Source organism: Hahella sp. NS-SX17 (genome assembly GCF_057367735.1).
In genome coordinates, this window is sequence record NZ_CM170632.1 from 6,826,902 (window position 1) to 6,851,451 (window position 24,550).

Annotated in this window: 24 protein-coding genes; 14 read left to right on the forward strand and 10 right to left on the reverse strand. The window is 55.4% G+C overall.

Features of this window, described 5'->3' with window-relative positions:
* Positions 1 to 35 precede the first annotated feature (35 nt).
* From AC2IBB_RS30575 to cysC, 5 genes are all read right to left on the reverse strand, one after another.
* On the reverse strand, positions 36 to 617 hold the full coding sequence (locus tag AC2IBB_RS30575) for a chorismate--pyruvate lyase family protein (protein WP_486330436.1): 582 nt from the start codon (positions 615 to 617) through the stop codon (positions 36 to 38).
* A gap of 29 nt (positions 618 to 646) precedes the next feature.
* Positions 647 to 2,086, reverse strand: a complete 1,440-nt coding sequence (locus AC2IBB_RS30580) for a class I adenylate-forming enzyme family protein (RefSeq protein WP_486330438.1) — start codon at positions 2,084 to 2,086, stop codon at positions 647 to 649.
* 17 nt (positions 2,087 to 2,103) lie between these two features.
* Positions 2,104 to 2,913 (reverse strand): glycosyltransferase family 2 protein, encoded by an 810-nt coding sequence (locus tag AC2IBB_RS30585; RefSeq protein ID WP_486330439.1) that lies wholly within the window; start codon positions 2,911 to 2,913, stop codon positions 2,104 to 2,106.
* A gap of 60 nt (positions 2,914 to 2,973) precedes the next feature.
* Positions 2,974 to 4,038, reverse strand: a complete 1,065-nt coding sequence (locus AC2IBB_RS30590; RefSeq protein ID WP_216737704.1) for a GHMP family kinase ATP-binding protein — start codon at positions 4,036 to 4,038, stop codon at positions 2,974 to 2,976.
* Between the two features lie 77 nt (positions 4,039 to 4,115).
* Positions 4,116 to 4,778, reverse strand: coding sequence for an adenylyl-sulfate kinase (cysC, locus tag AC2IBB_RS30595; RefSeq protein ID WP_486330440.1), 663 nt, complete (start codon positions 4,776 to 4,778; stop codon positions 4,116 to 4,118).
* An 874-nt stretch (positions 4,779 to 5,652) separates the two neighbouring features.
* Between cysC and AC2IBB_RS30600 the strand changes: the two genes are divergently transcribed.
* Genes AC2IBB_RS30600 through AC2IBB_RS30660 form a run of 13 tightly spaced genes read left to right on the forward strand, consistent with a single transcriptional unit; the run spans position 5,653 to position 18,742 of the window.
* Positions 5,653 to 6,930, forward strand: a complete 1,278-nt coding sequence (locus AC2IBB_RS30600) for a glycosyltransferase family 4 protein (RefSeq protein WP_486330441.1) — start codon at positions 5,653 to 5,655, stop codon at positions 6,928 to 6,930.
* 1 nt (position 6,931) lies between these two features.
* The gene (locus AC2IBB_RS30605) at positions 6,932 to 7,141 is read left to right on the forward strand and encodes a hypothetical protein (RefSeq protein ID WP_486330442.1); all 210 of its coding nucleotides are present in this window, start codon (positions 6,932 to 6,934) and stop codon (positions 7,139 to 7,141) included.
* Positions 7,142 to 7,143: 2 nt separating this feature from the next.
* Positions 7,144 to 7,719: a serine O-acetyltransferase gene (locus tag AC2IBB_RS30610; RefSeq protein WP_486330443.1), complete on the forward strand. Its 576-nt coding sequence runs from the start codon at positions 7,144 to 7,146 to the stop codon at positions 7,717 to 7,719.
* 10 nt (positions 7,720 to 7,729) lie between these two features.
* Complete coding sequence (locus tag AC2IBB_RS30615) at positions 7,730 to 8,308, forward strand: metal-dependent hydrolase (RefSeq protein ID WP_486330444.1); 579 nt, start codon at positions 7,730 to 7,732, stop codon at positions 8,306 to 8,308.
* Positions 8,305 to 9,426, forward strand: a complete 1,122-nt coding sequence (locus AC2IBB_RS30620) for an efflux RND transporter periplasmic adaptor subunit (protein WP_486330445.1) — start codon at positions 8,305 to 8,307, stop codon at positions 9,424 to 9,426. Before AC2IBB_RS30615 ends, AC2IBB_RS30620 begins: the two co-directional genes overlap by 4 nt.
* 7 nt (positions 9,427 to 9,433) lie before the next feature.
* Positions 9,434 to 10,801: a TolC family protein gene (locus tag AC2IBB_RS30625; RefSeq protein WP_486330446.1), complete on the forward strand. Its 1,368-nt coding sequence runs from the start codon at positions 9,434 to 9,436 to the stop codon at positions 10,799 to 10,801.
* Positions 10,802 to 10,804: 3 nt separating this feature from the next.
* Positions 10,805 to 12,265 carry a flippase gene (locus AC2IBB_RS30630; RefSeq protein ID WP_486330447.1) on the forward strand — a complete coding sequence of 487 codons (1,461 nt, stop codon included), beginning with the start codon at positions 10,805 to 10,807 and terminating at the stop codon, positions 12,263 to 12,265.
* A gap of 4 nt (positions 12,266 to 12,269) precedes the next feature.
* Positions 12,270 to 13,526, forward strand: coding sequence for a tetratricopeptide repeat protein (locus AC2IBB_RS30635; protein ID WP_486330448.1), 1,257 nt, complete (start codon positions 12,270 to 12,272; stop codon positions 13,524 to 13,526).
* A 2-nt stretch (positions 13,527 to 13,528) separates the two neighbouring features.
* Positions 13,529 to 15,022 carry a hypothetical protein gene (locus AC2IBB_RS30640; protein WP_486330449.1) on the forward strand — a complete coding sequence of 498 codons (1,494 nt, stop codon included), beginning with the start codon at positions 13,529 to 13,531 and terminating at the stop codon, positions 15,020 to 15,022.
* On the forward strand, positions 15,019 to 16,650 hold the full coding sequence (locus tag AC2IBB_RS30645; protein WP_486330450.1) for a glycosyltransferase family 39 protein: 1,632 nt from the start codon (positions 15,019 to 15,021) through the stop codon (positions 16,648 to 16,650). Before AC2IBB_RS30640 ends, AC2IBB_RS30645 begins: the two co-directional genes overlap by 4 nt.
* A 20-nt stretch (positions 16,651 to 16,670) precedes the next feature.
* Complete coding sequence (locus AC2IBB_RS30650) at positions 16,671 to 17,432, forward strand: nucleotidyltransferase family protein (RefSeq protein ID WP_486330451.1); 762 nt, start codon at positions 16,671 to 16,673, stop codon at positions 17,430 to 17,432.
* 25 nt (positions 17,433 to 17,457) lie between these two features.
* Positions 17,458 to 18,051 carry a D-sedoheptulose-7-phosphate isomerase gene (locus AC2IBB_RS30655; RefSeq protein ID WP_486330452.1) on the forward strand — a complete coding sequence of 198 codons (594 nt, stop codon included), beginning with the start codon at positions 17,458 to 17,460 and terminating at the stop codon, positions 18,049 to 18,051.
* Positions 18,032 to 18,742, forward strand: coding sequence for a hypothetical protein (locus tag AC2IBB_RS30660; protein WP_486330453.1), 711 nt, complete (start codon positions 18,032 to 18,034; stop codon positions 18,740 to 18,742). Before AC2IBB_RS30655 ends, AC2IBB_RS30660 begins: the two co-directional genes overlap by 20 nt.
* Before the next feature lie 42 nt (positions 18,743 to 18,784).
* Here the strand turns inward: AC2IBB_RS30660 and AC2IBB_RS30665 are convergent, their stop codons facing one another.
* A complete protein-coding gene (locus AC2IBB_RS30665) occupies positions 18,785 to 20,002 on the reverse strand; it encodes a beta-galactosidase (RefSeq protein WP_486330454.1) in 1,218 nt (405 codons plus the stop codon).
* Between the two features lie 329 nt (positions 20,003 to 20,331).
* On the opposite strand from AC2IBB_RS30665, the gene AC2IBB_RS30670 reads away from it, so the two are divergent.
* On the forward strand, positions 20,332 to 20,778 hold the full coding sequence (locus tag AC2IBB_RS30670; protein ID WP_486330455.1) for a hypothetical protein: 447 nt from the start codon (positions 20,332 to 20,334) through the stop codon (positions 20,776 to 20,778).
* Between the two features lie 52 nt (positions 20,779 to 20,830).
* Here AC2IBB_RS30670 and AC2IBB_RS30675 read toward each other — a convergent pair whose 3' ends face one another.
* The 4 genes from AC2IBB_RS30675 to AC2IBB_RS30690 all read right to left on the reverse strand — a co-directional run bounded on the left by AC2IBB_RS30675 (position 20,831) and on the right by AC2IBB_RS30690 (position 24,502).
* A complete protein-coding gene (locus AC2IBB_RS30675) occupies positions 20,831 to 21,196 on the reverse strand; it encodes a hypothetical protein (protein ID WP_486330456.1) in 366 nt (121 codons plus the stop codon).
* Positions 21,197 to 21,363: 167 nt separating this feature from the next.
* A complete protein-coding gene (locus tag AC2IBB_RS30680) occupies positions 21,364 to 22,359 on the reverse strand; it encodes a D-alanine--D-alanine ligase family protein (RefSeq protein ID WP_486330457.1) in 996 nt (331 codons plus the stop codon).
* Positions 22,360 to 22,465: 106 nt separating this feature from the next.
* A complete protein-coding gene (gene ssb, locus AC2IBB_RS30685; protein WP_486330458.1) occupies positions 22,466 to 23,104 on the reverse strand; it encodes a single-stranded DNA-binding protein in 639 nt (212 codons plus the stop codon).
* A gap of 15 nt (positions 23,105 to 23,119) precedes the next feature.
* Entirely contained in the window at positions 23,120 to 24,502 is a 1,383-nt protein-coding gene (locus AC2IBB_RS30690; RefSeq protein WP_486330459.1) for an MFS transporter, read from the reverse strand.
* Positions 24,503 to 24,550: the final 48 nt, after the last annotated feature.

Here is a 24,550-nt window from a genome sequence, read left to right on the forward strand (position 1 = left end):
TCCGTAACCCTTTCTGCGGACTGCGCGGCGAAGCGTCAGCCCTTCTTGATATATAAGCGGTAGGGGAATTTCTCCGTCACCTGGATCACCGGGTTGTGACCCACGTAGATGTAGTAAGTGCGGCAGATCAACTCGCCACAGTAGTAGCTGGAGCTGCCCGGAACCACTTCCTGCTTGATTTCGCGGTAGATGTCCGCGACCTGACGATAGGTTTCCAGCCCCATTTCCCGCAGCAGCTCGCCAATGCCGATTTTACCCTGCAATAACTGTTCGCTGATTTGCTCAGGCAGGTCCTGCGTCTTGATAATAGAGGTGGCGTACGCGTAGATATCGCCGCTTTCCACACCGCGAATGCAGACATTACGCCGCAGCACGGTATCGCCTTTCTGGCAGGACATCTCCTCCACGTCTTCTTCCAACGCCTGCTCGTGCTGGCCGAGTTGCTCGACCATCAACGGCTCCCAATAATAAGCTTCCAAGGTTTTGGTCACCGTGCCGTCAGTGACCAGAAGCGTCCGCAAAATCGGCGGCATCGCGGCGATATCAAGACTCTCATCGCGCTTGTTGGTAATGATGCCGCCAGCAATATATCCCTTTGCTTTAAAACAATCTAACATGCTCTCCACCCTGTACTTAACTTTGCGGATTAAAGATATTTTCTGAGCACTTTGCCCAGAGGACTCTTTGGAATTTCGTCTACGAATTCGATAATTTTCGGCGTTTTATAAGACGCCAAATGCTCCGCGCAACAGGCCGCCACCATCTCCCTGGTAACGCCGGCGCCGGCCTTTACCGCCACCTTGACCATTTCGCCGTACATGCCGTCGGGTTTGCCCAACGCCACCACTTCCAGCACGCCGGGAATACGCCGAATCACTTCCTCGACATCCGCGGGATCGACTTTATGACCGGCCACATTGATCATCAGCTTTTTACGCCCAACGATGATCAGATTGCCTTCCTCGTCCAGGCGGCCAAGGTCTCCCGTATGGTAACCGTCTTTGCGGAAGGTTTCCGCACTTAATTCCGGCAGCCCCCGGTACTCATGGGTCATGGCTGGAGAGTCGATCACCACTTCGCCTTCCTGGCCTGCGGCCACAGGCTCTCCCTCATCGTCAATCAAACGGATAACGGAGCCGGACACCGGCTTGCCAACGGAGCGAAAGTTAGCGGCCGAAACATGCGCATTCACCGCCGCGGCGCCGGTTTCCGTAGAGCCGTACAACTGTCCCAGAGAAATACCGAAGGCCTCACGGAAGCCGGTGAATATGTCTGCCTCCAACGGCGCTCCAGCCGTATACGCCAAACGCAATCGGCTCAAATCCGGCGCCTGCTTGAATGGCGTCATCGCCATCATTTTGCACATAAACGGCACAGAAGGCAGCAAGGTCGCCTGATGTTCCGACACCAGCCGCATCATTTTTCGCGCATTGAACTCGCCGTGATGAATCAACAAGGTTCCGCCATTCATCAACGCCGCCAGGAAACAGTTGCCAAAGCCATGAGCGTGAAACAGCGGCACGCTGCAGGCGATGACGTCTTCATGGGTGATGCTCAGCGTCGCGGCGGAGCCCTCCACTTCCGCCAGCACCTGCGCCTGCGTGCGCACTACCTGCTTGGGCGCGCCGGTGGAGCCTGACGAGAACATAATGACGGCGTCCGCCGCTCCTGGATAACGGACTTCCGGGGCGGCCTCATCCGTCACTGGCAACCCGTCATCCAAGCCAATCACGCAACGGGCCATCTCAGCGGGCAGCTTCGCTTCCGCGTCAGGAACGACAAAGGCGAAGCGCACTCGGGCGTTGTCGAGGTACAACGCAGTTTCCTCCTGCGTGTACGCCACGTTTAACGGTAACAGTACGCCGCCGTTGGCCCAGACCGCCAGCGAGGTCGCCACGAAGTAAATGGAGTTGGGAACCAGCGCCACCACCGCCTCGCCGGGACCGACGCCGGCCGCCCGCAGTTCGCGGGCGTATCCGACGGCGGCGCTGATCATTTCGCGATAACTGTAGGAAGTCTCGCGCCAGACAACGGCTTCCTTTTCGGGAAACCGTTGCGCCTGCTCAACAAAACGTGCAAATAACATATGCTTACGACTTCACTCTATGCTTTGGTTTGCAGCTCTTTATAGCCGGTGGCCTTCAATTTGCCGTAGAGATTGAACAGCTCCACAAACGCCTTGAAGATGACTAACGGATTGGCGCCGGTGGCGGAGCCTGACAACCTGGGGTAGTGACTCACGGGCACTTGCTTGATCGTACAGTGCATCATGCCCGCCTGAGCCAGAATCTCGGTGTTGATCATGGCGCCTTCCGCCTCAATCCGAATGCTCTGGATAAAATCGCGCCGGAAAATCTTGAAGGCGCAATCAATATCCCGCACCCGAATACCGAACAGATAGCGCACCAGAGTTCCCCAACAGTAAGCGTTCAGCTTGCGATGCCAGGGATCGGCGCGCTGCGCCCGGTAACCCACCACGATGTCGTAATCGTTGATGTGCCGCAGCAGCAGGTCGACTTCCTCCAGGTCGAACTGGCCATCGGAATCCGAGAAGAAAATAAAATCCCCTCGCCCCGACTTCAGACCGGTCCTGACTGCGCCGCCATATCCCTTGTTCTGCACATGGTGAATGGGACGCACTTCCTCATGCTCCTGACGCAGGCGTTCCAAGATATCCCGCGTGCCGTCGGAGCTGCCGTCGTTGACGACGATGATCTCTACGCTTTCAAAATGCTTCTTAAACGCTCCTATCGCCTTCAGGACCGTCATTTCTATATTCGTTTCTTCGTTATAGGCGGGGAATACAACAGATACGCTAGATAATTTCTTATTTTGCGGGGAAACCGAAGCTTCCGTCTGGGCGTCCTCTGTGGGCGCCTTATCCACCTTACGTAATATGATGTCCGCTTCCATTGAACTGTCCTTTGTTTCGCTGGGTTATTCCATTGCGGCGTTTACTTAACCACCCGTAAATCACGCAGCCAGAAATTTGTCCTTGGTGAACACCGTTTGCGGCGTTCGCAGCTCACGGGAACTGCGCCAGGACTGCACGCCAGATAGTTCAAAGTTGAAAGACATCACTTCCACGCCGGCTTTCACCAGCGCTTCCATCACCCGACGTTTACGGGTGGACTCACAATAGAACATCATGAAGCCGCCGCCTCCGGCGCCGCTGACTTTACCGCCCAGGGCGCCGGCTTTAATCGCGTCTTCATAAATCTGGTCGAGTTGACCGTTGGAAATGGTCGCCGCCATTTTCTTCTTCTCTTGCCATGCGTAATCCAGCAGCTTGCCGAATTCATCCGGGCGACCGGTCAGCAGCGCTTTTTTCATTTCCACCGCATGCGCCTTGAGGTTGTGCATGGCGTTCAGGCTCGCCTGGTCGTTGCGCTCTACGTTCTTGACCTGAGACTCAATAATGCGCGAAGACAACCGGTTCTTTCTGGTGTACGCCAGAATCAGGTTGTATTCGAGTTCATGAATAACCCAGGGGTCGATGCGCAGCGAGTTGACGATGACATGGTCTTTCTGGAACTCCATGAAGTTGAAGCCGCCGAAAGCGCTGGCGTACTGATCCTGCATGCCTCCCAGAATCCCCAGATCGCCGCGCTCGATTTCGCAGGCGCGTCGGGCGATGTCGTAAGGGCTTAACGCCAGGTTTTTGAGTTCCCGGAAAGCGCCGATCAACGACACCACCATGGCTGACGAAGAGCCCAGACCGGACCCTGGCGGGGCGTCATTGTGGGTGACGATACGTAGACCGGCGGAGCCTTCGTAAAAGCGCTTGATCACGCCTTTGGCCAGATCGCTTTCGCCATTGAATTGAAGGTCCTTGTTGGCTTTGATGCGAGTGATGCTTTCGAAATCCTGCGAGTAGATTTCTATTTGCGGCACTTCCCGCAACTCCAGATGGGTGTATGCGTATTTGTTTATGGTGACATTCAGAACATTGCCGCCATAAATGTCGGAGTAGCTGGCGATATCGGTGCCGCCTCCGGCGAAGCTGATCCTTAGCGGAGCTTTTGATCGGTAAAACATAAAGTAGTCCTTTCCCTAGTTTTGTAACCTAATCATTTTGAATACGTCCAGTTACAACAAACTGCAGTCCTTGCGCTTCAGGAAGCGCGATACAGTGTTGCGTCCCTTTCAACAATAAATTGCTGTGCAATGAGATAACCGATAACCCTCTCCACGCATTCGGACAGGGATACTGCATCAGTATTCAAAGTCAATTCCGGATTGACTGGCGGTTCATAAGGAGAATCAACGCCGGTGAACTTTTCTATGCGGCCTGCGCAGGCTTGTTTGTACAAGCCTTTGGGGTCGCGCTGTTCACAAACGTTGAGAGGCGTCGAAACATGGACCTCGACAAATTCGCCGGGCTCCGGTATTTGACGCACTATTTTTCTATCTTCGCGGAAGGGGGAGATGAAAGCGCTCAGAACGATCATGCCGCTGTCGAGAAACAGCTTGGCGACTTCGCCGATTCGGCGGATGTTCTCAACCCGGGACTCACTGGAGAAAGCCGGATCGTTGTTCAGCCCATAACGGACGTTGTCACCGTCCAACAGATAGGTGTGGCGCTGCAACTCAAACAACTGCGCCTCCACCGCATTGGCGATCGTGGACTTGCCTGCTCCGCTAATGCCGGTGAACCACAATAGACAAGGCTTTTGCGTCTTGATGGACGCACGCTGGGACTTACTGACTTTATGCTGATGCCAGACAATATCGGCGCAGACGTCATTCCCAGACTTTATTGTATATTCCTTAGCCACTGTCGTACTCCTGAAGCCATGAGCGAAACGCAAATCCGCGTTCATTTCCTTATCCGTGGGAGCAATCTCAGCAGAGTAAAGCAGCAGCCCAATGTCCTCAGCGAGGCAAAAAGCATGCCCGAGCAAGGCCCAAAACAGGGGAAAAACGCAGATGACGCTTATATGACAGTTCAAGGAAAACGCGGAGCCGATCAGCGCCGCTTACGACCTGAACAAATAAAGAGCTGTTTTATCTTCCACTTAAGACCGGTTTAACGATGGCCTACGCGGGAAGAAGTCGAGATAGGAGGTCACCACTTTGAGCCTTCGCCTCCGTAAAAAACACCTATAAAAAATGAATTTTCTCTCATGAACCAGGATGAAAAGCGCCCGATTTTTATGCCAATTTCTGTTTCATTTGAGGGCGCCGATAGTGAAAGAAGTGCAGCCGCTTATGCGCTAAGTGTAAAGAAAATAATAAGATGAATGTCGATTCAGTTTACGCTTTACTCATATTCTCTGTTTATTAATTGATCTTTGTAAATAATTCGGATACTTATAACGACAAACAAAACCGGAAGTGTTGATATTTTTTACACTTCTTTTTTGCACCACTTTTGACCATCCAGTCAGCTTATTTGCGTCATCCCGCGCCACCAAAGGGTTTCCGGGCCATAGACTCTATATATTGGGTATTTGGGCGAGAAAAAGCTGGCGTTAAAAAGGAGAAATTGCGCTCATTTATCGTCATCTCCACGGGTTTTCATTTTACAAACCTGTCATCCTGCCCCACCTCCTTTGGCTCGAATATTGCCTTTTTCGGAGTTAATAGCAGGTTAAACCTGTTTGCTTTTCAGCCAGGATCTACGTCACTTTTAGAAGGAATGCATACAAAGTGAAGCCAGAAAAAAGGAAATTTAAAATCGCCATGGTGGCGGCCTGCCCTTTCCCCGCCAATCATGGATCGCCAGCCTCCATCAGGGAAATGTCGGAAGCGCTGGTGAACCTGGGCAATGAAGTCCATATCGTCACCTACCCTATTAAAGAGGATATTCCCGTTGTCGGGCCGCACATACATCGGGTGCGGGTTCCGGGTTTCAAGAAAAACGCCATACGGGTGGGCCCTTCCCCAGAGAAGTTTCTGTTCAACCCGCTGATGGTGTTCAAACTCATACGCGTCATCCTCAAATACGATATCGACATTATTCACGCCCACAATTATGAAGGCGTGCTGATCGGCTGGCTGGCCAAACTGATCACGCGCCGGCCGTTGCTGTACAACGCGGTCAACAGCATGACCGACGAGCTGCCCACCTACGACTTCTTCAAAAACAAAGATTTCGCCCGCAAGCTGGCGACCTTTCTGGACAAAACCCTGCCCTTCAAAGGCGACCATGTCACCGCCGTGTCTGATGATCTCAAACATTTTCTGGTGGAACTGGGCGTGGACGCGGACAAAATCACCGTCCTGCCCGCCGGGGTCGTGCCAGAGATGTTCGACAACCCCAATCCCGAGCGCATCTACGCCCGCCACCAGTTAAGTAAAGACGATCACTATCTGGTTTACACAGGCAGTCTAGACGCCTTTCAGCGAATCGACTACCTGCTGGAGACCATGGCGCGAGTAGCCGCCCGCCGCAATGACGTGAAGCTGTTATTAGTCGGCAATATTTCCAATCCGGAAGCCCACAGCAAATACCAGCGCATGGCGGAGGAGCTCGGCATCGCCCATCAGGTACTGTTTTGTGATCAGGTGCCTCTGGATGAATTGCCGGACTACCTTGCGGTCGCCGACGTGGCGGTGATTCCTCGTCCGGAGTGCCCGGGACATCCGGTGAAAGTGTTGAATTACATGTCCGCCGGCGTCGCCATCGCCGGCTTTCGCGGCGGCGCCAAGGGACTGATGCATGAGAGCAATGCGCTGATCGTGGACAATCATGACTGCGACGCGCTCGCCGACGCGGCGATTCAATTATTGGACGACGACGCCAAACGCCAGCGTCTGGGACAGGCCGCCCGTCAGGTCGTAGACAAGTTCTACACCTGGCGACAGTTGGCGCAAGGCATTGAGGTGCTGTACGAACATTTGTATACGGGAGGAGAACGCGCGCCCAAAGAAAAGCTGCGTGAGTTCATTCTGGAGACCTACTCTCCAAACGACGTAAGATCTTGAAGTGTATAAAAGGAATGTAGTGCGGCAAGGGAGCGAACCGTCCTTTTCCAACGTCATTAAAACGCTGGCGCGAATGCGCGGATTCTGGCAATCTGCGCATTCGCCCATATGCAACGGCGAAGCCGGCGTCCGCGTCACGCCGGTGGGGCTGGGCGTCAGCGCCAGCCCAGGGAACAGGCTCTTGCAGCCGATTTATATGGAGGTTAGGTAACCATGGCCGGTTTACTGGCGGCGGATATCCGCAGGAAGCGTTCACACTATGTGCGCATCGACAATTTCGTCAACAAGTACCTGAAAATCACGTTCCAGCTGGGCACGCTCTATCTGTGCTCGTACCGTCTGGGGCACTATGCCGCGCGCACGCGCAATCCCTTGTTGAAGCTGGCGGCGTGGCTGTTATATTTCCCGACCGAGTTTCTGCTGGGCTCCATTACTGGCATTCGCATTCCTCCCCGGGTCGCTATCGGCCCCGGTCTGGTCATCCATAATTTCTCCGGCGTTTTTATCGACGCAGAAGTCGTAGGCGAAGACTGCACCGTCAACCAATGCGTCACCGTCGGGCCGGACTATCAACGCAAAGGCCGTCCCCGACTGGGCGACAATGTCTTTATCGGCTCCGGCGCCAAAGTTCTGGGAGACATCACCATCGGCGATAATGTGGTGGTCGCCTCCAACGCGCTGGTGATCGACTCGGTGCCGGATAACTGTACTGTCGTCGGCGCGCCGGCTCGGATCGTCTCGCGCAACAACACCAGCAGTTACCTTAAGTTCAAACAACCCAAGCGTTGACGGCGTATTTATGGCGACCACCGTGGCCCACGCACTTTGCGGTATCGACTGTCTCCTGGCGGCCCATGCGCTGCGCGGCGGCGGGGCTATGCCCGGAGCGGCCGCGCTGGCGTTCTTCGCCCTGCTCGGCAATGCGCCGGATCTGGATATGCTGGTCGGATATCTCGTCAGCGGCGACCATCTCGCTTATCACAGCCGCGCATCTCACGCGCCCGCGACGTTACTGGCCGCAGCCGCCTTACTGGCGTGGCCGCGCTGGAAACTGCTGGCGCTCTGGCCTGACTACAGGCAACGCTTCGCAGTGATCGCCTGCGCCCTGCTCAGCCACAGCTTGCTGGACTTTCTCACCGGCCCGCAGCGGGGGCTGCACAGCAGCTTTGGCGCGCCGCTGCTTTGGCCGTTAAGCGATGCGCGCATCTCCGCGCCGTTCACTTTATTGATTGGACCTCACCACGACACCCTGGCCCGCTTTATCGGCTGGCGCAATGTGTGGGCGGTGGCGTCCGAGTTATTGCTGTTCGCGCCGCTCACCTGGCTGCTTTGGCGCCAGGCGCGCGGGGCCCGCAACCCCCTGGAAGGATTCAAATGACTGGACGCATGCTGAACATCATGAAGCGCAATTTCGTATTTTCCATCTTCATCGTAGCGATCGTCGGATTGATCGGCTACCTGCTGCTGTCCGCCAAGAAGCATATGGAAATCACCAATACGGAAATCGCCCGCAATGTGGGGAACGCCGCGCCAGTAGAGCTGCACAAGGTCGGCGCAGGCGACGTCACCTCCCGCTTCGCCGCCACCGCCGTCGCCACGGAAGGGGTGTCCGTCGCGATACGTCCGCAAATCGAAGGCGCTATCAGGGCGCAGCCGGTCAAACTGGGCGATCTGGTGGTCGAGGGTCAGGAGCTGTTCCGGCTGGACGACACGCTCTATAAATCCAATTACACCCTGGCGAAATCCCTGGTGGAAAACCGCAAAACCTTGCTGGACTACTACAGCGCCAATCTCAGTGAAATGAAGAGTCTACTGGAGGGCGAATATGTTTCTCAGGAGCAGTATAAGACCGCGTTTCTCAACTTCACCCAGTCGCAAAGCAGCCTCGCCGAAGCCACTCACCAGTTTAACAACGCCACCCAGGAACTTAAGCAAACGCAAGTGGCCTCGCCGATCTCCGGCGTCGTCAGCGAAGTGAAGAGTTTTCCCGGCGTCTATATCAAAAAAGGCGAGGAAGCGCTGGTCATCAATTCCATCGACCCGATTCTGTTCAAGATTCTGCTGCCGGAAAAAGAGCTGGGCAATTTCTCACTGGGCAAAGCCGTGGATATCCGCCTGTCCGCCTTCACCAGCACCACCCTGCACGGAACAATCTATCGGGTGGACCCTGAATTGGATGAAAGCCAGGGCGCCGCCCGGGTCTACGTGCAGGCGCCGAATCCTGAGCTTATCGTGAAGCCCGGCATGACCGGCACGGTGTATCTGGAGCAGAATAAAAACACCGTGCGCATTCCTTCCATCGCCCTGATCAATCGCTTTGACGACGACGCAGTGGTGTTTCGGGTCAGCGAGTCCGGCGCGGCGGAATTGACCCCGGTGAAAGTAGGCATCGCCGGTGACGGCTATGTGGAAATCATTGAAGGTCTGCATGTGGGAGATGAAATCGTGGTGGCGGGACAGCAGAGTCTGAAAGCCGGAGATAAGGTAAAAGGATAAGGAATTCATGATGTCAGCCAGGTTGTCGCTATCACTCGCCGCAGGCGTCTGCATGACGTTGAGTGCGGGAGTTTGTCATGGCTTTGAAGACCGCCCCGAGTTTAAGGCCCTGTTGAGTAAAATGTGCCGCACCAGCCCGCAATTGCAAGTGCAGCGACTGGAAATCGCCTCTTTGCGCAAAGAGTTCGAATACACCTCAGGACAGGCATGGTATCCGGAACTGACTCTGAGCGCAGGGCCGCAGTACTACGAAGGCGAATCCGTGGGGAACTTCGCCTTCGAGCAGAATCAGAGCGCCTTCATCGACTCAGACAATGAAACCTCCGTCAACGGACGCCGCTCCGGGTTTGTGAATCAGGCCAAGGTGGCCTTGGACGCGCCAATCTATCGCAATAGCCGCTGGGTGGGACAGGAAACCGACGACGCCGCGATTCTGCGGCAGCGCATTGAGTATGAAACCGCCAAGCATCAGAAGCTGTTCCAGGAAAGCCTGCTGGAGCTGGTGGAAGTGCTGGTCTCACTGCAACAGGCGCAACAACAGGAAATTCTGCTACGGGAACTGCTTGCGGACGCCCAGTCTCAATTGGACATCGCGCGCAACGCCGCCCGCGCCCGCCTGATTGAACGCTCAGATCTGCTGGAAGCGGAAGGCGCCGTCGCTGAACTGGAAGGCGAGCTGCAGCAAACCGCGAATAACCGTGACTATCTGAGCCAGAAATTCACATTCCTGGCGCAAACCGCCGACGCCATGCCGACGCCGGGCTTCAAACTGGATTCCCTGCCTCCCGCCGGGGATCTGGAAACCCTCGTCAATGCCGCGGAAAACGGCAGCATTGACGTCATCCTGCAACAAACCCAACTCGCCATTTCTCGTCGCCAGTATGACCAGGCGCGCCACGATAACGGCGTGTCGTTCGGCTTGAGCGGCTCCGTCCGCGGCGTGGCGGACGAAGACTTTGGCGAGAGCAAACATCTCGCCACGGTGGGAGTCAGTCTTGAGGTGAAATTGCAAGACACCCTGCGCGCCAGCGGCAAGTCCCGCTATTGGGCGCTGCAGGTGGAAAAAGAACAGAGGCAGTTGGATCTGATCAGGGCGAATCAACGCATCGTCACCCTGCAAAATTATCGGGACTATCAACAGCAGTTACTGACCCTGAAGAACTCGCTCAGCGCCCTGGATCGCGCCAGATCCGAGCTGGAGAAGAACCAGGAGCTGTTTCGACTGGGCAAGGTGGGCGTCAGTGAGGTTATCGAATCCCGTTCCGATATCCGACAAATTGAGCTGGGCAAATTGGACGCCTACGCCAAGCTGTGGCTGCTGCATTTCCGGCTAACGCCGGGCGCGCAATGGTCCTGCTCCGTGGAGGGAGATTAATCAATGTCTTCGAACAAGAAGATTTTCCGCAATATCATCGCCACCCTGCTCGGCGAGGGCGTGGGCGCACTACTGAATATCTACGTCATCGTCTTGATCGCCCGCACCCTGGGACCGGAATCCTTCGGCGACTTCGCCTTCATTCTGGCGTTTGTCGGCCTGTTGCAACTGGTCACCGACATGGGCGTCACCAATCTTCTGGTGCGGGAAATTGCGCAGAAGGCGGAGCAATACAAGCATTTCTTCGGCAACGTGCGCCTGCTGGCCTGGGCGGTCACCCTGGTGGCCACCGCGCCTACCGCCGTTGTCTGTCTATTGATTCTGGAGGACCGCGACTTCGGAATGAGTCTGTTCATAATGACGATCGCCGCCTTGATCGTGTTTCACAGCGTGATCTATGGCGCGCTGTTTCGCGCCTTCGAGCGCATGGAGTTCAACGCCGCCATTTTCGTCATACACAAAGTGATTCTGTTGGCGCTCACCTTGTACTGGCGCGAGCACGACCCCAGCATTCTCGCGCTGTGCGGTTACTATTTGCTGGCGAATACTTGTCAGTTCCTGCTGTTCTACGCTTGCAGCCTGGCGGTTTTCAAACACATTCCCTGGCGCTTTGATCCTGGCTTGTGGAAATACGTGCTGCTCGAGTCCATCCCCATCGGTTTATCCATGATGTGTCGTCGCGCCACCCTGCATGTGGACACGCTTATCTTGAAAGCGATGGCGGCGCCGCTGGCCCTGGGGCTGTTCAACGCCGCCTATCGGGTGATACAGATCATCGAAATGCTGCCGTTCACGTTATCTATTCCGATCTATCCCAAACTGGCCCGCCTGGCGCTTGGCGATAAAGCGGAATTCAGTCGTTTTCTCAATCAGGTGTTGAAGTTCTACGCCATTCTGTCGCTGCCCATCGTGGCGTATGTGTTCGTCTTCGCCCAGGACATCATTGGGTTGATGTATACGCCGGAGTTCGCCTCCTCCGCCAATATTCTGCAAGCGCTGGCGGTGGCGATCTTCTTCATCTTCCCCTCCTCCATCATGATTTACGTGTATTCCGCCATGGGACGGCAACGCCTGTTCACGCTGATTTCCATCGCCACCCTGGCCACCAACGCTATCTTGGATATTTTGCTGATTCCACATCTGCACGCTTTGGGCGCTGCGATAGGAACGGTAACGGCGGAAGCCTTGTTTATCGTCGGATCGCTCTGGTTCCTGTATCGCCAGTCCGTGCCGGTGCAATGGGTGCGCATGTCTTACAAGCCGTTGCTGGCGGCGCTGTTGGCGGGTTATGCGGTGAACGCGGCTTTTGCGTCCCCGGGTCTGCTGCAATTTATCCTGGCGTCATTGCTGTTCGCCGTCGCCTATCTGATTCTGATTCTGGTCAGCAAAACGCTGGATCAGCGCGAACTGGCTTTCCTGGCGGCGCTGATCAAGCGTCGCCCCGTCGGCAAAGGAGCGCAATAAGTCCATGAAGATGCTGGCGGGGGTGCAGGCGAGTCTGATTCTGGCGATGCTGGGCGCGTTCCTTGCTCCCTGGATCAATCTGCCCTTCGCCGGCGGCGAGTCTGGCGTCCAGTACGCCGCGTCGATGGCGCTGCCTCATCCGGATATGCTGGGCCCTGTTTTATTGCTTTTGATCGCCGCGCCTTTACTGGCGATCAGCGTCCATTTCAACAAGCCGAATCTCGCTTTCACGAGCGCCGCCTTCGTCCTCGCGTTTCTGGCCTGCGTTCCCGGTTACCTCGTCGCTCTCGACCCCCATACCTTGCCAACTTACGCCGACAATATTGAGGACTATCGCACGTTGAAGCGGTTCTTCAATTCCTTCTTCACGCCCAATAAAGGCCAGGCCATCGCCCTCCCCGACACCGCCAACTTTGATTCATTGGGTGGTCGTCTGGAGCTGGCGTTTCTGTGCCTGGAATGGGGTTGGTATATCGCCACAGCCGCCGCCGTCATTCTCTTTATGATGACCCTGTCCAAAGCGCGCCTGCGCTTTTATCCTGTTGCGTTGCTCATTCTGATCACGCCGCTGGCGCTGACGCTCTACCCGACCCTGCAAGCGGCCAAATACAAACAGGACGCACAATGGCGCTTGACCGAGGGCGCGCCGGCGTCCGCTTTTGGCGCCATGGTCATCGCCTTCAAACTCGACCCACTGCTGACATACTCCGAGCAGGCCAGCCGGCTTTTCTCACAATTGAACGCGATGGTGTTCAAACCGGAAAACCCCGCCGCCGCGCTCTATCAATCGGCGCAGTTGGAAACCGCAGGCAAGCGCCAGGAAGCGCTGGACACGCTACATGCCGCTCTGCAACACCGGCGCGAAGACGAGTTCTTTCCTTATGTGGCGCACTACACCAAGCGCCGGCTCGCCATCCTGACTGACCGGGTCATCAGTCGTAACTACCGTCACGAGCAATGGGATGAAGCCTTGCTGGCGTTGCAGGAAATGCTGCGGGTCTATCCAGAAAGCGACACTCTGCGGGCGATGGCCAGTCTCGCCTATATCCGCCAGGGCGTGCCGGAAAGCTGCTTGTCCAGCGTTTCCGCCTCGCTCGAACGAATTCAAGGCTCCAGCCTGCGCGCCGACTTGCTGGCGACACAGGGAGAATGCCTGATGATGATGGGGGAAGTGGATCAGGCGCGACAGTCGTTCCAGCTTTCCATTGATGCGGACAGCGTACGTAATCTGCGCGCCGTACGCGGACTCAGCGGGTCATAACCATGCTGTGGCGAAGCGCGCGACAAGGACTGCAGGCGAGCCGCAAAGTCTTTCCGGCGATGCTGGCTTTCTCCCTGTTGCTGGGACTGATGACCACCTACGCGCTGGAGCTGAAGAATCAGCAAGGCGTGCGCCTGAACTGGGGCGGAGCCCGCTGGATCACTGCCCCAGACGCCCGCGCCGTCAGCTATTTCCGCAAAATATTCATCGTGCGCGCCGCGCCCTATAAAGCCTTCCTGAAGATCGCGGGAACGGAGAATTACAAGCTCTATATCAACGGCGTAGAGGTTGCGATGAAGTCCGCCGCCACCTCTGAGCCCATCTGGCTCGGCGCGGTGGAGTCATACTTACGTCCCGGTAAAAATGTCATCGCAGTTCGGGTGGAAAAATCCACCCTCGGCGGCGCGCCGGCGATGATTCTTTCCCTTCGGGTCCAAGACAGCCAGGGACAGGAACAGCGTCTGGTCAGCGATAACGCCTGGAAGGCGTCCTTCACCCCCGCCAATGGCGGCGCCGACGCCCGGGTTTGGTATCAATACGGGTTTTATGACGAGGACTGGCGGGCGCCGCAGTTAGCCAATGGATTAAAGCCGCCTGCGATTAGCGGCAATGTGGATTACGGCTATTTTCTATGGAGCCGCACCAGTGCGCTGCAGCCGGTCTGGCGCAGCGGCGCCGGCGACAACGCGTCAGAAGCCCGTTTTGTGCTGACCTTGCCCTTCTCCCGCACCGCGCTGCAAAACGCCTGGTTGATGGCGCAATGCAATGGGAGCTTCAAGGTTAACGTCAATCAACGCCGCATGGGCGACTACGCCAGCGACTATCCGCAAATCAAAGTCATTAACTTGTTTCAACCGCTAGGCGCTGCACCCGCTAACCAGATTGAAGTGTTCGCGGATTGCGACCCAGCCCTGGGTATGGGCTTGCAGGCCGTTGTACAGACCGGGGAGGATCGCTTCATCAGTTTTCCCGGCATAGATTGGCGCGTCCGTCCGGTCAGCGCTACGGATGCGCCAGCGCAATACGAGCGCCCCGCCTATACGCCACATATCCGTCAGGTAGCGACGGAGTCAGCGGAAAGCGCGCCAATTCGTTTCGAAGACCCCAGCCTGGAGGTAATGCGGCAAGTCAGTTACCCCGAATTGATTTGGCGCGCGTTGAAATGGTGTTCAATCTGGTTGCTGCTCAACGTTCTTACCAGCGCAGGACTGTTGTTGGCGCTGGCAGGTCTGCCCCGTCTTGTCGCGGCGATCAATCTACTGCTGACCTCTCTTACCTGCTTCGGCGCCTTGCTGTGCGCCCTCGCTCTGGATGCGCGCCTGCTTACTACCAGCCTGTTTAATCTGGGTGTCATCACCGCCTTGTTCGGCGCTGCGCTCCTGGCCCAAGCCCTGTCTGCGCTACAGTTGCGCTCGTCACGCTTTGCCATTGGACGCGAGAGTTGCGCAACCGCCTATGTCGGCGGAGCCGCCAAAGTTTTGGAGGAAAGCTTATGAACAGCCGCGCCGAGTCGCCATGGGTGAAGTGGCCGCTGATGCGCGCCAGGGCTAACTCCTTTCCTGTGATCATGCTGATCGCCACCGCACTGATTGCTCTTTCTTTCAGTCTGCGCATCGGCGGCCTGGAGGCCCGCGCGCTCACTATCGACGAAGCCACTATCGCCAGTTTTGTAGAGGGCGTGTTGGATAAGGGCTATCCCTATATCTACGTCAGCACCATGGAAGTGCCCTTGGCCACCTACGAACTGGTGCCTTACTTTTTGGCGCTATCGGTCAAGTTGGGCGGCTTTTCCGAATTCACTTTACGCCTGCCGGCGCTGCTATTCTCCACTGGCGTATTGAGCCTGATTTTCTGGATCAGCCTGCGCCGCTTTGGCTTGGCGGCGGCGATGATCGCTGGGCTCTTGTACAGCCTTTCAACCTGGTCTATCTACTGGTCGCAGAACGCATTTCACCCGGCGCAGACGCAGTTCTTCACTCTGCTCACCGCCACGGCGGTCTACCACCTGCTGCAGCAGGAAAAGGTTCGACTGCGATTCGCGTTGCTGGTCTGGGCGCTATTCACTGTGACCTATTTGAGCTGGGAAGGCTCCGGGTTTCTGCTTCCGGTGATGGGCGTCATCGTGCTTATCTTCAAACGGGATAATCTGGCCTGGATCTTCCAGCGCAATCTCTGGGTGATGTATCTACTGGTGATATTAACGCTGGTCGCCCAGGGCGTGCGTCGGGTGGTGCTGCAACAGCCGCACCTCATGCTGGGCTCCGGCAAAGGCGATGTCAGTCTGCCGCAGCTGGGCTTTCTTAAGGACAGTTGGGAGCCAGGCTTTTACTTCATCAACTTCTTTGGCATGGAAACCCATCTCATCACCGGCGCGGTTTTCCTGCTCGGCGCCTATTACGCCTGGAAGCGTCCAACGCTGCGCTTTTACTATCTGGTGTTCCTCATCACGCTGCTGTGCCTCAGCAACTTTTTGCTGTTCTACAACGCCCACTATGTGTTTTTTATCTACCCGTTTTTCATCATCAGCGTCGGCGCTATCCTGACATTTCTGATTGAGGACGTAACACGTCTTACCGCCAGGGTTAGAGCTCCAGCGGCGACAGCCGTCGCCAGCTTCAATCTGGCGGCGCTCTTATTGATGGCGGTGATGTCGATGAACTCCAACCTGATCCATTTTTATAGCATCGGCAACCTGGGACACCTGGGTTTTCGCTCGGATTACCGGGACGGCTTCGCCGGCGTGGACTACCGCAAAGTGTCCGCCACGTTGAAACAGGGCTATCGGGAAGGCGATAAAGTCATCAGCATGGCGCCGATGCCAACCAAGCTGTATTCCGGCATTACACCGGATTATTTCCTGCAGACCATTACCGATCGCAAGATCGTCTACGACCGTAACCTGGACTCGCCCTTCTATCGGGATAAATTCCTGGGCACGGTGGTGCTTCGCAGCGACAGGGAGCTACAGGACGTACTGAACCAGAATAATCGTGTCTGGTTGGTGGCCTCCCCCTGGAATGCGATGACGCTGGTCATCGACGCGGACACCTTGCAATTCGTCCAACGCAACATGCGCGTGGTGGATGAGAGTTACGACGCCAGACTCTTTTTATGGCAGAAATAAACAAGGGGAATGAAATGAACATGGAAGCCAGAGCAACGCATGTACGTTGCATCATTCTTGCCGGCGGTAAAGGCGCCCGGCTGCGCTCGCGGGTTGCGGATCTGCCAAAACCCATGGCGCCGGTGGCTGATCGCCCGTTTCTGGAGCTGCTGCTGGATCAGCTGGAACGCCAGAATATCCACGATATCGTGCTGTCTCTCGGCTACAAAAGCGAGCACATCGTCCGCTATTTTGAGGAGCGTCCCCGCGCCACCCAGCGCCTGAATTTCGTAATTGAAAACGCGCCCATGGGCACCGGCGGCGCTATTCGCATGGCGGCGGAGCGACATCCCGCGCCCTATTATCTGGTGCTCAATGGCGACAGTTTCTGCGACACCGATTTGCAGGACTTTATTTCCTCCGTTTATCGCAGCGAGTTCACCAACGGCATGCTGGCCGCGCTGCAACCCGACTGCTCTCGTTACGGCAAGCTCACCGTGCACAAACACAGCGGCAAAGTGATCATGATTGAGGAGAAAAAGCCGAACGCCGGCCCTGGCCTGATCAACGCCGGCGTCTATTTCCTCAGCGCCGAGTTCTTGCATAAACACTGTCCGCAACAAGGCGCGTTTTCCTTCGAACAAACCGCCTTCCCGGCGCTGGTGGGCGGAGGCTTATACGCCTATACCAAAGCCGGCCCCTTTATCGATATCGGCATACCCGAAGACTACGACTTCTTATGCGCCCACACAGAGCAGTTCTTTCCCCAGCGGGAAGCAACCCTTTCTGCGCTCAGTGACTGAGCCCGGACAACCAGGAGGATGACCAATGAACATTGACATGGACTATGTAAAAGAACGCATCAGAGATTCGATTGCAGTCAAACAACGCCTGCTCGCGGACGAACCATTGATGGAGAAAGTACTCCGTCTGGGTCAAGTCTGCGTGGAGGTTTATAAAAGGGGCAACAAGGTTATCCTGGCGGGCAATGGCGGCAGCGCGGCGGACGCGCAGCATATCGCGGCGGAGTTCGTCAGCCGTTTTGAATTCGATCGCCCCGGCCTGCCCGCCCTGGCGGTGACGACGGACACCTCCATGCTCACAGCCATCGGCAATGATTACGGTTACGAACGGGTTTTTGCGCGCCAAGTAGAAGCAAACGCCAAACCCGGCGATCTGTTCATCGGCATCACTACATCCGGTAATTCCAAGAACATATTGGTCGCCCTGGAAAGCGCCAAAGAAATGGACCTGATCACCGCCGCCTTCGCCGGTTCCGGCGGCAAAGTGCAGGAGCTGGCGGAGCACGTCATCAACGCGCCCTCCACACATACGCCAAGAATTCAGGAATGCCACATCATGATCGGACACATTATCTGCGGTATCGTGGAAGACGCGATTTTTGGCGAAGCCGCCGCCTGAACTGGAACTCACCACCACTGACAAGGACACGATTATGTTGGACATACCGCAACTCCTCTCCCGAGTGAAGCTGTTCCGAAAAAAGGCCGCTGTGCGCTGCGCCATGTGCTCAATGGGCGGCGTCGGCTCCACCGCCCTGGCGCGCCATATCGGCTCCATCTCCGATAAAACCATCCGCGAACACGCCTATACGCCCGCCGTGTATGACGATGAGGTCGACATCCGACTCGGTTACATGTTCGGTAATCCTTACGATGCGGTGCTCTCGCTGTTTCGTCGCAATTATCAGGACATGCACGCAAAAGCCATGAACGTGAACAGCCCCACTCCGGCGCGTTCGCTGCGCGGCATGACGCTGGAGGAGTATTTGGAAAGAGGCGTGGATGAGTTCAATATCGAGCGCCAGTTTGATAACTGGGTCAGTAATCTGTCCCCTAAACACCCGACCATCCTGATCAAGTACGAGAGCCTGGGCTCGACCATCGATAAGGTGCTGGAGTTTTTCCAGTGTGAGGAGCCGTTCGAATTGAAGCGTCGCAACTCCTCCTGGGTGGATCAGCCTTCACGCATCATTGAAGGGCTGCAGCTGATTTACGGCGATGTGGCCGCCAAGATAGACGCCATGCCGCCACTGAAAATACTGCTGCCGGAAAGCGTTCACACCCGTACTCTGAACGCCGTCACTAGCTAACTCCATTACAGCTCCCGGAGGCTCAGCCTCCGGGTTGGCCGCTTACTTGACCGCATTATTCACACTGGTGTGAAAGCCGCCCAATTGAGGTGAAATATCCGTATTCAATAAGTCCTGATTCCAGACTTCGATATAGTAAATGCCCGATTGCAGCGCTAACTGAATGGCGTCGAGCAAATCTTCCCGGGTAATTTCGTTATAAGCCCGGGTGGAAGCCGTGCCGACCAGTTGCACGCCAGCAAAGCTGGACGCCGCGCCGGACAACAGCAGGTTATACATTTCCGGGTACGCCACCTCCGCATTGCGACGACTCCACCAAGCTCCGAATACGCCAAAGCGCGCGCCAATAGAAGCTTGCCCATAGGCGACAACCTGCTCCGCCACCGTCGGTGAACCCAGTACCGGATGCACGTCCAGATCCATGCGGGTGTCGTCAAAGGCCTGGTTGTATGCATCCAGAATTCGCTTCCATGAGTTCACTAACGCAGACTCGCTGTATCCTTTTGCGTAGAAGTCCGCCTCCGCCTGAGCATCAAAAAAGTACTGCATTTCAAAGCCATTGGTGGTCGAGTTGGTCATATGCACCAACTGCAGCGCCTCCTCGCCGCTATAGCGAACGCCCAAGGCCGCAATAAAGTTTGTCAGGTAACGCAGATAGGTTTCATCCCAGGGAATCGGCAGACGCCGGGGAATGTCTCCGCGAAAGATGTAATCCAGCATGTCCGCGCCTTCGGATTCCAACCAGGCTGGCGCGGCGTACCCATTCAGCAGCGCAAAGGTGACATGCAGCCCCTGCGCCTTGGCTTTAACCAGCTGCTGATCCAGCAATGACCAGTCATAGACGCCGGGAGACGGCTCCATTTCCGCCCAGGGAATGCGCACTAATACCCCATCCAGATAAGCTGCCTCATTAATATTATTAAACACAGACGAAGTTGTGCTGGTGGTCGGGCCGCAGCTGCAATAGATACCGGCAATTTCGTAGGTTTTAGGTGACTCAGGCTCATCAGGATCGTCGATGATGTCGTCCTGACCAGCATCGTTATCCTCATTATCTGTGGGTTCGGGTGTATCCGGATTTGTCGTTGTGGGTGGTTCACTTTGCGTACCCGCAACCTCCCCGTTGGAGCCGGAGCTATTCGCCGAACTTCCGCCACCACAAGCGCATAAGGTCAAAAATAGAGCCGCCAGTAATAATCTAACCGCCATGAAACCTGATCGCACCAAAGCGTCAGGCCATTGATAAGTTCGCAACAACATAGTTCATCCCATAACTTCAACGCCGGACCTGCCGGCAAACATGCAATCCATCGCCCGCAACCGCCTGAACACGGACGTTTGGCGAAGGCATCTTATAAGGACGAAACTGATCAAAAAAGAAACTAATTGTAAAAACGGGACCAGTTGCCAAGGCAGTAACTATATTCCAACAAACTGCAATAAATTCAGCATGATATGTTGCAATAAGTTAGTCTTGGTCTTCTTTTATGAAGTTATGCAAGGCTAAAATATTCATTCAAAATCATTTCATCCGCCCGCTCATCACACAGGCGATGAAGAACCTACAACCACGCTCAAGGGAAGACAATATGAAATCCATGATAAGGCTGGCGCTAGCTGTCGTATTTGGCGCCAGCGCCGCGAGTTGCGCCACTCAGCCCCAACCCGTCCGTTTCTACGACTCATCCTCATGCGAGTACCGGACTACCAGTCTGCGTCAGGACATCCATACTTGTAATGGAAGAGCTTATCCCATTGCGTATGCGGTATTAGTTGCGGCGCAAAGCGACAGCCAGGTTTTTCGGGAGCAGTTGAAAACATTGGCGAACTTCGACTGGGAGAATCAGCGCGCAATTCTCGTTACGGCGCTGGCCAGTAAACCGCATAGCGATGGTTATAACACAGACAAGAAGACTGCTCAGGATTTACTGGGGGGTAAACATTTCATGATTCAACTGTATTCTTACGAAGGCGAATTACTGGCGGAATCCAATAAGCAGGTGGACTTGAACTGGATTCAGTCGCATCAAAGATAGGGAGCAGCGAAGCGTTGGACATCCTCGCTTCGCCTCAAAATATCGGACTGGCTTACCAGGGATAAGCCGCTTCTTTCACTTCCGGCGCAGGTGAAGAAGTGACCTTCAGCGCCAACGTTAGTTTCGTGGGTGCGCCGCCTTCCAGCACAATCTTACCTTCTGAAAACGCTGCGTCATCCTTACCGCGTTTACCGATGAGGACTTCTTCAGCGCCATTTTTGGAGGCATGATAAAGCGCTTCTTCCATATCAATCTGAAAGATTCTACCTAGAATCGTTCGGTTCCCCCTCGCTCTTTCCCATACTTCCAGACACGGCGAAGGCTTACCATTTTTTGAGCCTTCCTTGGTGATCAACTCCAATTGATATTCCGTGCCGGTCTCAAAGTCCTTTTTTGCGATATCCAAAATTGTAGTCATACCCTACTCCCTTGTTTCTGCTGTTAGTTTTTATGTACGCCGTTATGGCTTAACGGTCTGACTCCAGCATTATGGCACAATATAACGATAGATTTGGCCGCATGTTCCCAACCTGGCCTCGCCACAGTTTCCGCTTATTGGCTAACTATGCATTATCCACGCAGCGCTCAACGTACAGCGCCGCGGCAGATTCGCTCCAGTAGCTCGGGAAACTCGATACCGGCGGCCTTCGCTGCTTGCGGCAATAGACTATTCGCCGTCATACCCGGCAAGGAATTCCCTTCCAGGCACCAGACTGCGCCGTTCTCTTCAACACGGAAGTCGATCCGGCTGTATACGCCCAGCTTCAGCGCCGCATGAGCACGCACTGCAATGTCCTGCATGACGACAGCCTCAGCCTCAGGAATATCCGCAGGGAATATTTCACGGGCGCCGCCCGCCTGATATTTAGCCTGATAATCGAAAATCTCGTTAGGAGCGATAATTTCGCCAACTGGCAATGTCTGTCCTTCCAATATTCCGACCGTGAATTCTCGTCCGGGGACAAACTTCTCGATCATCACTTCATCGTCGTATTCACTCGCAAGCGCTATCGCCCGCGCCAGTTCCGACGCTTCGCGCACCACACTTAAACCAACGGTGGAGCCTTGTTTGCTGGGTTTGACCACCACTGGCCAGCCTAACTTTTCCGCAACCTCATCGCTGCTTGCCGGCGCCATCAGCCAATCCGGAGTGGGTACGCCCGCGGCCCGAAATAAGCGCTTACTCAGGTCTTTGTCCATGGCCGCCGCGCTCGCAATATGATTGCTGCCGGTATAGGCAAGTCCCGCCAGGTTCAGCATCGCCTGAACCCGCCCGTCTTCTCCGGCGCCGCCATGCAACGCCAGAAAAACGACATCAACGTCTCGAATATTGAAAGCCTCCGCAGACAAAGCAATGGCTCGCCCCCGCACATCGGCGATAACCGAGGTCGACGGCGGCTCCGGCGCCACACCCGCTTGCAAAAGACGCATTTCGTCCGCTGCAGATAGCTGTCCAGTGGCTGTATCCACAGAAAACACTTCATGCCCCAGACTACGCAGCGCCGGAATAATTTGCGCGGCGCTGGCGATAGAGACGTCCCGCTCCTCACTCGTACCGCCGAATAATACTGCGATTTTCATGGCCCAGATCTCCTCGCCCAAAACGTAAAAAAAAAGCCCCAAAATAATGGGGCTTTTAAGTCAGGCTGTCATAGCTCTATGTCTTAAATATTCTTTAGCTTCCGGGTCAGAAGGGAATATCGTCGTCAAAGTCGTCCATAGGCTCAGGCATGGGCGGCTTTGGTTGCTGTGGCTGTTGCGGGCGTTGTTGCCCCTGCCCCTGGTTCGGGGCGGAATAGCCGCCGCTTGAGGCTCCATAGTTGTTATTGGAAGCTCCGCCGTAGTTGTTGTTGGAGGGAGCGCCGCCATAGTTACCGGCAGGCGCAGCAGCTGGAGCGCCACCGTAGCTGTCACCGGAGGAACCGGACTGCTGCCAGCCATCGTTATAGCCTTGCGAGTTATCCATACCACCGCCGCTATTGCGGCTGTCGAGCATCTGCATCTGACCTTGCATGTCTACAACAATTTCAGTGCTGTAACGATCCTGTCCAGACTGGTCCTGCCATTTGCGCGTTTGCAGACGACCTTCAATGTATACTTTGGAGCCTTTTCTCAGGTACTGAGCGGCGATCTCCGCCAGCTTGCCGAACAGCACGACACGGTGCCACTCTGTACGAGGCACCAGTTGCCCTGTCTGCTTGTCTTTATAACTCTCGTCAGTCGCTAACCTCAGGTTGGAAATTGCACTGCCGGAGGGGGTATAACGTGTTTCCGGATCGCTACCCAAATTACCAATTAGAATTACTTTATTTACACCACGCGCCATATCGCTCTCCAAACGTTATCCCTCAACCTGGGCGGTGAGAGGGTAATTTACCAGCGCTTTCTCATCAAAGCGCTGTCTATCAATCTTTAAATACGCCAAGTGTTCTTCGATCACCAGAGTGACGTCTTCAACACCATGAATTTGCGTCAGTTCCTGCGCTATCTTGTCCGCCGCGTCCACATTGAACGGCTGCAGCGACAGCACATAACTCGCTGTATAGGGAGGATCAGGCATGAACAGGGACACTCCGCCCCATACTACCGCCATCACTGTACAAAGACCATACACTCCCATCAAACCAAACTTCTGGTAAGCCAGTCCACCTAGGACGCCCCCTAGAAAGGCGCCGAAGAACTGCGAGCTGGAATATACTCCCATCGCTGTTCCCCGCATTCCCGCAGGAGCCACCTTGCTGACCAAAGAAGGCAAAGTCGCTTCCAAGAAGTTGAAAGCCAAGAAAAAACCAAACACAGCCAGGGTAAACCCGATAAAATCGTTCACCCCGTTCATTACAATCATGAGAGCGGCCGCCATTAACCAGACTGCTCCGGTGAAAACCTGCCGTAAAAGCCGCTTTTTCTCACCGATGATGATCAGCGGAATCATGAATACAAAAGCTCCGCCCATTACCGCCAGATAGAACCACCCATGCCGATCCGACGCCATATGAAATTTATCCGCCAAAGTAACCGGCATTGCGACAAACATCGCCGTCAAAATCATGTGCAGCGAGAAAATTCCCCAGTTCAGACGCATCAGTTCCCTGTGCTGGAACACATCCCGCAAAGCGGAGCGAAGCACTATCGTCTCCAGATTACGCCGTTGCTGCAACGGGGTCGGCACTTTATACAACAAAACCATTCCTGACAACGCCATGCACGCTGTCGCCCAAAACAGTCCGGATAAACCTGCGAAGCCCGAAATCAACGGCCCGACAACCAGCGCCAATGCAAATGACAGCCCGATCGTCATTCCCACCGTCGCCATGGCTTTGGTGCGATTTTCTTCCTGCGTCAAATCACTGAGTAGCGCCATCAAAACACTGGCGATGGCGCCTGCTCCTTGCAACAGACGCCCAAAGATAACGCCATAGATATTATCGCTTAATGCAGCAACGACGCTGCCAAGGCAGAATACCCCCAAGCCAATCAGTATCAGCTTCTTTCGACCAAACCGGTCAGACAGTGCGCCAAAAGGCACCTGCATGACAGCCTGACTTAAACCATAAACACCTATGGCGAGGCCCAGCAGAGCAGGCGTTGCGCCCTCAAGCTCTCTCCCCAACACCATGAAAACCGGCAGCACCATAAACAACCCAAGCATTCGCATGGCGTACAGCGAAGCCAGCGCGGAGACAGCGCGGCGCTCCTGGGGCATAAACCTCTGCGTCTTTTGCATTTAACTACCGTACCATTCCATCAAAAAGCGCATATTGTAGCATTTGAC

What these genes read in the sequence shown, in the direction of transcription:
- AC2IBB_RS30575 (WP_486330436.1), bottom strand. Translation starts at nt 617, where the DNA reads ATGTTAGATTGTTTTAAAGCAAAGGGATATATTGCTGGCGGCATCATT.
- AC2IBB_RS30620 (WP_486330445.1), top strand. Translation starts at nt 8,305, where the DNA reads ATGACTGGACGCATGCTGAACATCATGAAGCGCAATTTCGTATTTTCC.
- AC2IBB_RS30615 (WP_486330444.1), top strand. Translation starts at nt 7,730, where the DNA reads ATGGCGACCACCGTGGCCCACGCACTTTGCGGTATCGACTGTCTCCTG.
- AC2IBB_RS30650 (WP_486330451.1), top strand. Translation starts at nt 16,671, where the DNA reads ATGGAAGCCAGAGCAACGCATGTACGTTGCATCATTCTTGCCGGCGGT.
- AC2IBB_RS30655 (WP_486330452.1), top strand. Translation starts at nt 17,458, where the DNA reads ATGAACATTGACATGGACTATGTAAAAGAACGCATCAGAGATTCGATT.
- AC2IBB_RS30640 (WP_486330449.1), top strand. Translation starts at nt 13,529, where the DNA reads ATGCTGTGGCGAAGCGCGCGACAAGGACTGCAGGCGAGCCGCAAAGTC.
- AC2IBB_RS30670 (WP_486330455.1), top strand. Translation starts at nt 20,332, where the DNA reads ATGAAATCCATGATAAGGCTGGCGCTAGCTGTCGTATTTGGCGCCAGC.
- AC2IBB_RS30585 (WP_486330439.1), bottom strand. Translation starts at nt 2,913, where the DNA reads ATGGAAGCGGACATCATATTACGTAAGGTGGATAAGGCGCCCACAGAG.
- AC2IBB_RS30580 (WP_486330438.1), bottom strand. Translation starts at nt 2,086, where the DNA reads ATGTTATTTGCACGTTTTGTTGAGCAGGCGCAACGGTTTCCCGAAAAG.
- AC2IBB_RS30645 (WP_486330450.1), top strand. Translation starts at nt 15,019, where the DNA reads ATGAACAGCCGCGCCGAGTCGCCATGGGTGAAGTGGCCGCTGATGCGC.
- AC2IBB_RS30610 (WP_486330443.1), top strand. Translation starts at nt 7,144, where the DNA reads ATGGCCGGTTTACTGGCGGCGGATATCCGCAGGAAGCGTTCACACTAT.
- AC2IBB_RS30630 (WP_486330447.1), top strand. Translation starts at nt 10,805, where the DNA reads ATGTCTTCGAACAAGAAGATTTTCCGCAATATCATCGCCACCCTGCTC.
- AC2IBB_RS30625 (WP_486330446.1), top strand. Translation starts at nt 9,434, where the DNA reads ATGATGTCAGCCAGGTTGTCGCTATCACTCGCCGCAGGCGTCTGCATG.
- AC2IBB_RS30635 (WP_486330448.1), top strand. Translation starts at nt 12,270, where the DNA reads ATGAAGATGCTGGCGGGGGTGCAGGCGAGTCTGATTCTGGCGATGCTG.
- AC2IBB_RS30675 (WP_486330456.1), bottom strand. Translation starts at nt 21,196, where the DNA reads ATGACTACAATTTTGGATATCGCAAAAAAGGACTTTGAGACCGGCACG.
- ssb (WP_486330458.1), bottom strand. Translation starts at nt 23,104, where the DNA reads ATGGCGCGTGGTGTAAATAAAGTAATTCTAATTGGTAATTTGGGTAGC.
- AC2IBB_RS30690 (WP_486330459.1), bottom strand. Translation starts at nt 24,502, where the DNA reads ATGCAAAAGACGCAGAGGTTTATGCCCCAGGAGCGCCGCGCTGTCTCC.
- AC2IBB_RS30665 (WP_486330454.1), bottom strand. Translation starts at nt 20,002, where the DNA reads ATGTTGTTGCGAACTTATCAATGGCCTGACGCTTTGGTGCGATCAGGT.
- AC2IBB_RS30590 (WP_216737704.1), bottom strand. Translation starts at nt 4,038, where the DNA reads ATGTTTTACCGATCAAAAGCTCCGCTAAGGATCAGCTTCGCCGGAGGC.
- AC2IBB_RS30680 (WP_486330457.1), bottom strand. Translation starts at nt 22,359, where the DNA reads ATGAAAATCGCAGTATTATTCGGCGGTACGAGTGAGGAGCGGGACGTC.